Consider the following 11,454-nt stretch of genomic DNA (forward strand, 5'->3'; position numbering starts at 1 on the left):
TGCATTCTCTCGCACCCCAAATTGCATCGTTTCTCCGATTACGATTACGATTACGACAACGACAACGACAACGACTGGGCAGATCTTCCCGCAGGATAGGCAGAGCGAGCGCGATGCCCATCGTTATCATACGCCTAAGCCGTTGATTGCTGGGTTTCGCTGCGCTCTACCCAGCCTACGGGTCACGCGACCTGCGGTTACCCCCGTAGGGCGCGCGAGCGCCGCCGCGACCGCCCTATGTACGCCGACGCACCGAGCAAGCCCCGAATTTGGCCTAGACTCCGACCTAAGGCCCCATCCAGCGGCCGTTGCGCCCTTAAGGCCATAGCCCGGACTGGATCCACGGCCGGGACCTGCCGTCCCCACTGGACGGCCCGCTCCCGCCAACCCCCGCGGTCCTTCGCGCCCGCACCCTTGCGCTCAACCAACTCAATGGAGATTCGCATGTTCGACGGACTCACATCACGCACCCCCCGGCTGAGCCATACGGTCACCCGGGTCGCCCGGCTCTATAACCCTAGTACCTGGAAGGAGAAGGGGCTATGGTGGACCAGCGGCCTGTTCCTGATGACTTACCTCGTGATCGTCACGGTCCTGGGGATCCTGTGGTCGGGCTCGCCGGGACCCTTCGATGTCAGGCAACACGCCCTCGGCCTCGTCGGCAACGACCCGGCGAAGCTGGTCCCCGGGGCCGTGACCGCGGCCACCGCCATCGGCATCGCCGAGACGCTGCTGAACAAGCCCGGTGGCTATCTGACCAATGACATAACCCCGCCCGGGGTCTATCTGGACAATATCCCCAACTGGGAGTTCGGTGCCTTGACCGAGTTGCGCGACCTCAGCAGTGCGCTGCGCAACGACTTCAGTCGCGCCCAGACCCAATCGGTGGAAGACGTCGACCTGCTCATCGCCGAACCGCAATTCAATTACGATGCGGACTCCTGGATCTTCCCGTCAACCGAGTCCGAGTATCGCGGGGGTGTCGCCGGGCTGAAGCGCTATCTGCTGCGTCTGGGCGATGCCCAACAGGACAATGGTCAATTCTTCGCCCGCGCCGACAACCTGACGGCCTACCTGCAAGTGGTCGGCAAGCGCCTGGGCAGTCTTGGGCAACGGCTGTCCTATGCCGTCGGCCAGGCCCATCTGGATACCGCGCTGGCCGGTGACCCCAATGCCCGCCAGTCGACGCCGGTCCCCTCCCAATCGGTAACCAAGACCCCCTGGCTCAAAATCGATGACTATTTCTTCGAGGCGCGCGGCTACACCTGGGCACTGCTGCAGAGCTTGAAGGCGATGGAGATCGACTTCGCCCCGGTGCTCCAGGACAAAAACGCCGTGGTGTCGCTCAAGCAGATCATCCGTGAGTTGGAAAACACCCAGGACGTCATCTGGAGCCCGATGATTCTCAATGGTACCGGTTTCGGACCGATGGCCAATCACTCATTGGTGATGGCGTCCTATATCTCGCGCGCCAACGCGGCGATCATCGACCTGCGCAACCTCCTGATTCAGGGTTAGAACATAATGGGCACTAGTCAAGAGCGCAGAGGCGGCGTCCGGCTCGATGCACCAGGCGGCGCGGAAGACCCCATCCGCTTCGAGCTGTTCAGCCCGGAACGGTTTGTCGAACATGCGCAGAGTCTGGCGCAGGCGCAGGAGGTCGCCCCCCCCAGCCGCGGCGGTCACAAGCTCAGGCCGCGCGTGCGCGAGAACGCCCTGGTGCTGAGCGCGGCCTATGCCGCCATCACGGCGGCGGCGGCCGAGCAGCGGGCCATCACCCCCGCGGCGGAGTGGCTGCTCGATAACTTCCATGTCATCGAGGAGCAGGTCCATGATATCGGGGTCCACCTGCCGGAGGGCTATTATCGCGAACTGCCCAAGCTGGCCGCCGGGGTGCTGGCCGGTTACCCGCGGATCTATGGAATCGCCTGGGCCCTGGTGGCGCATACCGACAGCCGCTTCGACCCCGAGCTGCTGACCCTGTTCGTCGATGCCTATCAACGCATCGAGCCGCTCACCCTGGGTGAACTCTGGGCGCTGCCGGCGACGCTGCGCATCCTGCTGCTGGAGAACCTGCGGCGCCTGGCGGTGATCATCAGGGACTCGCAGGCCGGACGGACCCTTGCCGACGCCTTTGTCGACGAGGTCGAGCGCGGCGCCGAGCAGACCGACCGGCTGATGCCGCCGACCTTGGGCCGGCTCCCCTGCCCCGCCTTGCGTCAATCCTACGCGGTGCAGATCTCGCAGCGGCTGCACGACCCGCACCCCGGTGCCGCACCGTCCATCGATTTTCTGAACGAGTGGCTGACGGCCCAGGGCGAGACGCTCGACGGGATCGTCTACCGCGAACACGCCGACCAGATCGCCGCCAATACCACGGTACGCAACGTCATTACCAGTATGAGGGCCATCTCCGCCTTCGACTGGCCGCAATTCGTGGAACAGGTGAGCCTGGTCGATGCCTGCCTGCGCGCCCACGACGGCTATGCGGAGATGGATTTCCTCACCCGTGACCGGTATCGCCACGCGGTCGAGGCCCTGGCCCGCCGCTCCTCCCATACGGAGCTTGAGGTCGCGAAGCTGGTCATGGGCCGGGTCACCGCGGCCGATGCCGCGGCCGACCCCGACGCCTTGCACCATGATCCGGGCTGGTATCTGATCGGCGGGGGCAGTGGCGCCTTCGAGCGGGCGCTCGCGGCCCGGCCCACCCTGCGGCAACGGCTGTTGCGCCTGGTGGTCGCGCACGCGGGGCCGGCCTACCCGAGCGTCATCGAGGTGCTGACGACCCTGCTGCTGCTCATGCTGCCCCTGAGTGCCGGGCTGGCGGCCGGACTCGGTTGGCTGCCGCTCGCCCTGATCACACTGTGCGCCTTCTTCCCCGCCTCGGATATCGCCACCAGCCTGGTCAATCGCGCCGTGGTCGCCTATCTGCCGCCGCGGCACCTGCCGCGGCTCGAATTCACCGCGGGCGTCCCGCAGGAACTGCAGACCTTCGTGGTCGTGCCGACCCTCTTCACGACGTTGGAAGGGGTCACGGAGCAGGTTGGACAGATGGAGGTGCGATACCTTGCCAATCCGGAGGGGGCACTGCTGTTTGCCCTGCTGTCGGATTGGAGCGACGCGGATCAGGAGACCCTGCCCGCGGACGCGCCGCTCCTCAACTGCGCCCGCAGCGGGGTCGCCGCACTCAACGCCAAGTACGGGGGCGGGCGCTTCTTCGTCTTCCACCGTCGCCGCCTGTGGAACCCCGGCGAGGGCCAGTGGATGGGCTGGGAGCGCAAACGCGGCAAGCTGCATGAGTTCAACCGGCTGCTGCGCGGCGCCGTCGACACCTCCTTTCTGCCGCTCGACGGGGTCCCCGCCGCCGCGCCGGCCGGGGTCCGCTATGTCGTCACCCTGGATGCCGACACCCGGCTGCCGATCGGTGTCGTCACCCAATTGGTGGGCACCGCCGCCCATCCGCTCAATCGCCCCGTCTTCGATGCCGCCGTCGGCCGGGTGGTCGCCGGTTACGGCATCCTGCAGCCGCGCGTCACGCCCACGCTGCCGCTGCGCGGGGAGTGTTCACTCTTTCACCGGATCTTCTCCGGCGCCACCGGCATGGACGCCTATGCGAGCCTGGTCTCCGAGGTCTACCAGGACCTGTTCGGACTGGGGACCTATTCCGGCAAGGGACTCTATGACGTCGACACCTTCGAGGCGGCACTGGCCGGGCGCGTACCCGAGAACACCCAGCTCAGCCACGACCTGTTCGAGAGCGTCTTCGCCCGCTGCGGTCTGGTCAGCGATCTGGAGTTCTTCGAGGAGTTTCCCTCCCACACCGCGGTCGCCGACTCCCGCTCCCACCGCTGGACCCGGGGCGATTGGCAGTTGCTGCCCTGGATCCTGGGGCTGCGCGGCAATCATCTGCCGTTCCTCGGGCGCTGGAAGATGCTCGACAACCTGCGCCGCTCGCTCTCCGCTCCCGGGGCCTTCCTGACCCTGATCGCCGCCTGGGCCATCCCCGACGCGCCGGCGGCCATGCTGGTCGGCTTGGTGCTGACGGGCCTGGCGATGCCCGCGCTCTTCGCCCTGGCCCATGGGCTGATTCCGCCCGGACCCGACACCCGACTGCGCACCCACCTGCTCGCCACGGGGGCAAATGTGCTCGCGGGACTGGTCCACGCACTGGTGGGGCTGGCCTTACTCGCGCAACAGGCCTGGCTCATGGTCGATGCCATCGGTGTCACCCTGTTCCGGCTGCTCGTGACCCGCCGCCACCTGCTGAAATGGGTCACCGCCCTGCAGGCCAAGACGAGCTCCGGGCACGCCCTGAAGTCCCTGATCGGGCCCCTGCGCAATGCCACCGCGGTCGTCATCGCCGCCGCGGCGGTGATTGCACTCTGCCACCCCGCCGGTCTCGTCGGCGCCGCGCCCTTCCTGCTGCTGTGGTGGCTGGCCCCACTCTACTCCCACGCCCTGAGCCTGCCGGCCCGGCCCCGCGCGTGCGAGGCCTTGAGTCCCCAGGATGCCGTGCAGTTGCGTCTGATCGCGCGGCGCACCTGGCGCTTCTTCACGACCTTCGTGACCGTGCAGGATCATTACCTGCCGCCGGACAATTTCCAGGAAGACCCGCACCCGGTCATCGCGCGGCGCAGTTCGCCGACCAACTTCGGGCTCTATCTGTTGTCCGTGCTCGCCGCCCGGGACTTCGGCTGGCTCGGCCTGCGCGATGCCGTCGACCGGCTCGAGGCCACCCTGGGCACCCTGGCGGCGCTGCCCCGTCTGCACGGCCACTTCTACAACTGGTACGACACCAGCGACCTGCATGTGCTCCAACCCGCGTACCTGTCCACCGTGGACAGCGGTAACCTGGCCGGGCACCTGCTGACCCTGGCGGAAGGCTGTCGGGAGGCGGCGCGCCAACCCCTTGACGACGCGACCGCCTGGCGCGGCCTTGGCGATACCTATGCGCTGCTGTCCGCCGCGCTGACCACGCTCACACCGGAGCGGCGCACCCTGACCGTCAGCCTGGAGGAGGTGCGACAGGCCGCCGACGCGCTGGGCACGGACCTGGCCGGGGGGCCGGACGCCGCGGGCGCGTGGGGACGCCTTAGCGCGGGTGCCGAGACCCTGCTCGATCTCGCCGGTGCCTACGCCGCCGAACGCGGCGACGCGGGCGGCCGGCCGCCGGCGGACCAGGGCTGGCCGCAACCGGCCACGCCGGAGCTGGACGCGGCGCAATGGGCCGGGCTGCTGCGCGATGACATCCGCTCACTCGCCCGTGACCGCGGGGACCTGTTGGAGAGCGCGCGGCGCGACAGCGGGGCCGGCGCGGCGGCACTCGCACGGCGCCTGGCGGCCCTGGCAGAGACGGCCGAGCGACTGTGCATGGAGATGGACTTCGGCTTCCTGTACGACCACAAGCGGCACCTGTTCACGCTGGGCTACCGGCCGGGGGACGGCACGCTGGACGACAGCTTCTACGACCTGCTCGCCTCCGAGGCGCGTCTCACCAGCCTGGTCGCCATCGCCAAGCGCGACGTGAAGGACGAACACTGGTTCCACCTCGGCCGCCGGATGACGCGCACCAAGGGCGGCGCCGCGCTGCTCTCCTGGTCGGGCTCGATGTTCGAGTACCTGATGCCCTCCCTGGTCAACTACACCCCGCGCTACAGCCTGCTGGACCAGACCTGTCGCCGCGTCATCAAGCGCCAGATCGAATACGGGCAGGCCCGGGGGGTGCCCTGGGGCATCTCGGAGTCCGCCTTCAATCAGCGCGACCTGGCACTCACCTACCAGTATTCGGCCTTCGGCGTGCCCGGGCTCGGCCTCAAGCGCGGACTGGCCGAAAACTTAGTGATCGCGCCCTATGCCACCGCCCTGGCGTCCATGTACGAGCCCCATGGCGCGGTGCAGAACTTTGCTCACCTGGAGCGCCTGGGCGCCCTGGGCACCTATGGCTTTTTCGAGGCGCTGGATTTCACCCCGTCCCGCTACGCCCTGGACCAGCAGGTCGCCGTCGTGCACTGCTACATGGCCCATCATCAGGGCATGTCCCTGGTCGCCCTCGACAATGTGGTCCACGACGGGGTGATGCGCCACCGCTTCCATCGCATCCCCCTGATCCGGGCGACCGACCTGCTGTTGCAGGAACGCAGCCCGCGCGACGCCGATACCCGCGACCCGCGCCTGGCCATGGCCCGGACCGCGGCCGCGGAGACCGTGCAGCTGGACGTGCGGCGCACCCCCTCACCGACCTCCGCCGTCCCCTCCTCGCACCTGCTGTCCAACGGCCGCTACACGGTCATGGTCACCGCCGCCGGCGCCGGTTACAGCGCCTGGGACGATCTCGCCATCACCCGCTGGCGCGAAGACAGCACCCGCGACGACCGCGGCAGTTTCCTCTATCTGCGCGAACTGGAGAGCGGCCGGGTGTGGTCCGCCGGCTACCAGCCCACGGCAGCGGTTCCCGACCGCTATGAGGCCGTGTTCGCCGAAGACCGGGTGCACATCACCCGCGGGGACGGCGCCATCGGGGCCGATCTTGAGATCCTCGTCTCACCCGAGGACGACGCGGAGATCCGGCGCCTGCGCCTGACCAACAACGGCCCCCGCACGGTCGAGATCGAAGTGACCTCCTATGCCGAGCTCGTGCTCGCCCCCCTGCGGTCCGACATCGCCCACCCGGCCTTCTCCAACCTGTTCGTGCAGACCGAGTTTCTGCCGCGGGTGCATGGACTGCTGGCGCGGCGGCGGCCACGCTCCCCGGACGACGCCCGGGTCTGGGCGGCACACCTGCTGTCGCGCACCGATACCGTCAACGGACTCCAATACGAGACCGACCGCGCCCGCTTCATCGGGCGCGGCCAGACCCTGCGTGCCCCGCTGGCGGTGCTGGACGGCCGACCGCTCAGCAACACGGTCGGCCCGGTACTGGACCCCATCTTCAGCCTGCGCACGCGCCTGCGCATCGCCCCTGGCGCGACCGCCCAGGTCACCTTCACCACCCTGGCCGCCGCCTCGCGCGCGGCGCTGGAGGCACTGGCCGACAAGTACCACCAGAACGGCACCTTCGAGCGGGTCTCGGCGCTCGCCTGGACCCAGGCCCAGGTGCAACTGCACCACCTGCGCATCCGCTGCGACGAGGCGCAATTGTTCCAGGCCCTGGCCAATCACCTGCTCTTCCTCGATCCGTCGCTGCGCCCGCCCGCCCGGCTGATGCAGCAGAATCAACTGGGCGCCGCCGGACTCTGGCAGTTCGGGATCTCCGGTGACCGGCCCATCCTGTTGCTGCGGATCACCGAGCCGGAGCACCGGTCCATCGTCGACCAATTGCTGCGCGCCCACGAATACTGGCGGCTCAAACGCTTCGTGGTGGATCTGGTGATCTTAAACGAGCGCGAGGTCTCCTATGCCCAGGCCCTGCAGGACCTGCTGGAGGGACTGGTACGGGACTGGCAGAGCGTCAACCCCCATCAGGGCCCCGGGCAAGAGGGGGCGATCTTCATCCTGCGGGCCGATCTGCTGACGGACGCCGACCACTTGCTCCTGAAGACCGCCGCCCGCGCCGTGCTGCAGAGCGGCCGCGGCACCCTGGCCGAGCAACTGCGCCGACACGAGCGCCCGGCCCTGGAGTTCGTTCCGCCGCCGACGGGGGGCTCGCTCGCCCTGCGCAGCGCCGCGGCCAACGGTGCGCCGCTGCCGCCCACGCTCGAGTTCTTCAATGGCTTGGGCGGCTTTGCCGACGACGGCCATGAATACGTGATCGTACTGCACAAGGGGCAATGGACCCCCGCCCCCTGGATCAATGTCATCGCCAATCCCGACTTCGGTTTCATGGTGTCGGAAACCGGCGGCGGCTGCACCTGGAGTCTCAACAGCCACGAGAACCAATTGACCCCCTGGTCGAATGATCCGGTCAGCGACCCGGCGGGTGAGGTCTTTTATCTGCGCGACGAGGACTCGGGCGAGCTCTGGACCCCGACCGCCTTACCCATCCGGGTCGAGCACGCGACCTACATCGCCCGGCACGGCCAGGGCTACAGCCGCTTCGAGCATTCCTCACTGGGCATCTATAGCGAGTTGCTGCAATTCGTTGCCGTTGCCCACCCGGTCAAGGTCTCCCGGCTGACCCTGCGCAACGACTCACCGCGGCCCCGCCGGATCAGGGTGGCGGCCTATGTGGAGTGGGTGCTCGGGGCCACACGCAGCGTCACCGCGCCCTATATCGTCACCGAGATCGATGCGGCGACCGGCGCACTGTTCGCCCTCAACCCCTGGAGCCAGGACTTCGGCTCACGGGTCGCCTTCGCCGACCTGGGCGGGCGCCAGACCAGTTGGACCGGGAGCCGGGGCGAATTCATCGGGCGCAACGGCGACCTCGCGGCACCGGCGGCCCTGCGCCGCTCCCAGGACCTGAGAAACCGCACCGGCGCCGGCCTGGACCCCTGCGCCGCGCTGGAGACGACGGTCGTCATCGGCCCCGGCGACCAGGTCGAACTCGTCTTCCTGCTGGGTCAGGGGACCGATCGCGCCGCCGCGGCCGACCTGGTGCGGCGCTTCCGGGCGACCTCGGTGCCGACCCTCATGGCGGAGGTGACACGCCAGTGGGACGCGGTGCTGGGCAAGGTCCAGGTGCAGACGCCCGACCGCGCACTGGATCTGATGCTGAACCGCTGGCTCCTCTATCAGACCCTGAGCTGCCGGGTCTGGGCGCGGGCCGCCTTCTACCAGGCCGGCGGGGCCTTCGGCTTCCGCGATCAATTGCAGGACACCATGGCACTGGTCGTCACCAGGCCCGATCTCGCCCGGGAACAGATCCTCCGGGCAGCCGCGCGCCAATTCCTCGAGGGCGATGTGCAGCACTGGTGGCACCCGCCGACCGGGCGCGGTGTGCGTACCCACTTCTCCGATGACCGCGTCTGGCTGCCCTATGCCCTGGCCCATTACATCGAGGTCACCGGCGATACCGGCGTGCTCGATGAGTCGCTGCCCTTCCTGGAGGGTCCGGCGGTGTCGACCGGCAAGGACGACGCCTATTTCGACCCGCGCGTCTCCGAGCGGCAGGCGAGCCTGTTCGAGCACTGCGCGCGGGCGCTCGACCTGAGCCTGGCGGTCGGGGTCCATGGCCTGCCGCTGATCGGCAGCGGCGACTGGAACGACGGCATGAACCGGGTCGGCAACCAGGGCAAGGGGGAGAGCGTCTGGCTCGCCTGGTTCCTGATCGATACCCTGACCCGGTTCGCGCCGCTCGCGCAGGGACGCGATGCCATCGGGCAGGCGGCGCACTGGCTGGCTCACGCCGCCGCCTTGACGGCCGCGGTGGAGGCCGAGGGCTGGGACGGGGCCTGGTATCGGCGTGCCTATTACGACGACGGCACCCCGCTGGGCTCTGCCGCCAATGCCGAGTGCCGGATCGACTCGATCGCCCAGAGTTGGGCCGTCATCTGCGGCGCCGCCAACCCGCAGCGCGCGCAGCGGGCCATGCACTCGGTACACGACTATCTCATTCGCCACGGCGACGACCTGGTGTTGCTCTTCACCCCGCCCTTCGACCTCACCGAGCATGACCCCGGCTACATCAAGGGCTATCTGCCCGGGGTGCGCGAGAATGGCGGTCAATACACCCATGCGGCGGTCTGGACCGTCATCGCCTATGCCCAACTTGGCCAGGGCGACCAGGCCGCGGAGTTACTGCGGATCCTAAACCCCATCACCCGCACCGCCAGCCGCACCGGCGCCTATGCCTACAAGGTCGAACCCTATGTCCTGTCGGCCGACATCTATGCCGAACCGCCCCACGCGCGGCGCGGCGGCTGGACCTGGTACACCGGCGCCGCCGGCTGGTTCTATCGCGCCGGTCTGGAATCGGTCCTGGGCCTGCAGGTACGCGCCGGCCACCTGCATTTCGACCCCTGCATCCCCCGCACCTGGCCCGGCTACCGAATGACCTACCGCCACGGCGGCACCCGCTATGACATCAGTGTCGAGAACCCCGGCGCCATTGAGCACGGGGTCATCGGGATCGACCTGGACGGGGCGCGCCTCCCGCCCGGCCACGGCATACCGCTGGTCGACGACGGGCGGGTCCATCGGGTGCGGGTGGAATTAGGGGCCTGAGGTCGACAGTGGCGCCGACGCCCGAAGACAGAGGCTTGATCCGCAAAAGGGCTGGGTTGGTATGCCCGGGTTCTTGACCAAGGCCGCACAGCCCAACGCCCCGCAGGGGCGAGACCTGTGAGCTGACAGCGCAACGCCCTGGTTGTACGCAAGAGCATCGCTAACCCTGAAAGGGGGTGACATCGGGCGGTCTCGATCGTCGCTCCGGCCGGCGAGCCCGTAGGGTGCGCCGCGCGCACCCGTGCCGCCGCGATGCCGTTGCGTCCCTGCGCCAGCCCGCGCTATACTTTGGCCTCGCAGGCTCGGTGGCGGCCTTGATCATAAATCCGCCCAGCCCACCCCCTCGTGACACCGCTCTAGCGGTGTCACGCATGTGTTGGGCGCTCTGCGCCCCGAGGCCGGCGGGCGGAGTTATGACCAAGGCCCTCGGCGGCATTTCCACTCTGCAAAAACAAGAATGAAACAAGAACAGACTGCTTTTCTGGGATCGATGGGCCTATTTGGTAGGCCTGCTGTCGGCCCTCGTGATCTTTCCCAATAACCTTCAAGCAGCAGGCTTGCAGGACAAATACTGCGACGGTCACGCGTACATAGCAGAAAGGGGCCCTATCCAGAAAAATGATGCGTTTCCATTCCTTATGTGTGACCCAAACGACATATGGTTTTATTATGGGCTCGGCAATTTCGAGTGGGTTATTAAGGACAATCACATGGGTGGAGTTGCCCTCAAGGACCTTTGCAGTCGGGGAATGGGTCGTAAGATAAAGGCACGAATCCTGAACATGTGTCTCGACCTGGTAAGCAACAAAAAATACTGCGATGCCTGCAAGTAATAAGGCGGCAGGAAACCGGGGAGGAAACCGGGGACAGTGCGGCCTGGCAAGGCCGCGTGTTCTAGCGGGTGGAAACCCCGCCTGGGTAATCGTGAGCCGCGAGCCCAGTATCGAGCCTTGCGGCGCGGCTGGTAACAGACGCGTCGATGCGTAGGCTGATGCGCAGGCGAGGTGCAAAGGTAACGGGTGGAGCCGGCCTTGAAGGTGTTGAGCCCCGAAAAGTTTAGTTGGTGAGTGCCGACGGTTTTGTCCCGCCGGTAGGCAACAATCCGTGTCGCGCGGTGGCGAGCGGCACGGGTACTACCCGGGGTCCCAGGCCGCGTCGAGCCTGACATTGAGAACACGCGGTAACCAGGGAGATCCACGCATCGGTCCGCAGGATGGGGGCACCCGTGAACAAGTGTAACAGCGAGGACACGGGGGGCTTGATCATCGTTTCGGCCGCTGCCCCGCGGTCTCACACCGGAGGTCGAGGCTTTAGCCGGACCCGGGGCGCGCTGACGCGCCGTCGACCGGCTAA

2 protein-coding genes are annotated in these 11,454 nt (G+C 67.6%); both read left to right on the top strand.

From position 1 onward, the window contains the following. Positions 1–444 precede the first annotated feature (444 nt). Positions 445–1,518: a DUF2333 family protein gene (locus QZY48_RS14355; protein ID WP_295431846.1), complete on the top strand. Its 1,074-nt coding sequence runs from the start codon at positions 445–447 to the stop codon at positions 1,516–1,518. 6 nt (positions 1,519–1,524) lie between these two features. Further along, on the top strand, positions 1,525–10,101 hold the full coding sequence (locus QZY48_RS14360; RefSeq protein WP_295431849.1) for a glucoamylase family protein: 8,577 nt from the start codon (positions 1,525–1,527) through the stop codon (positions 10,099–10,101). The last annotated feature ends 1,353 nt before the right edge of the window (positions 10,102–11,454 follow it).

The sequence above is a fragment of the uncultured Thiodictyon sp. genome (assembly GCF_903828115.1).
GTDB lineage: Bacteria > Pseudomonadota > Gammaproteobacteria > Chromatiales > Chromatiaceae > Thiodictyon.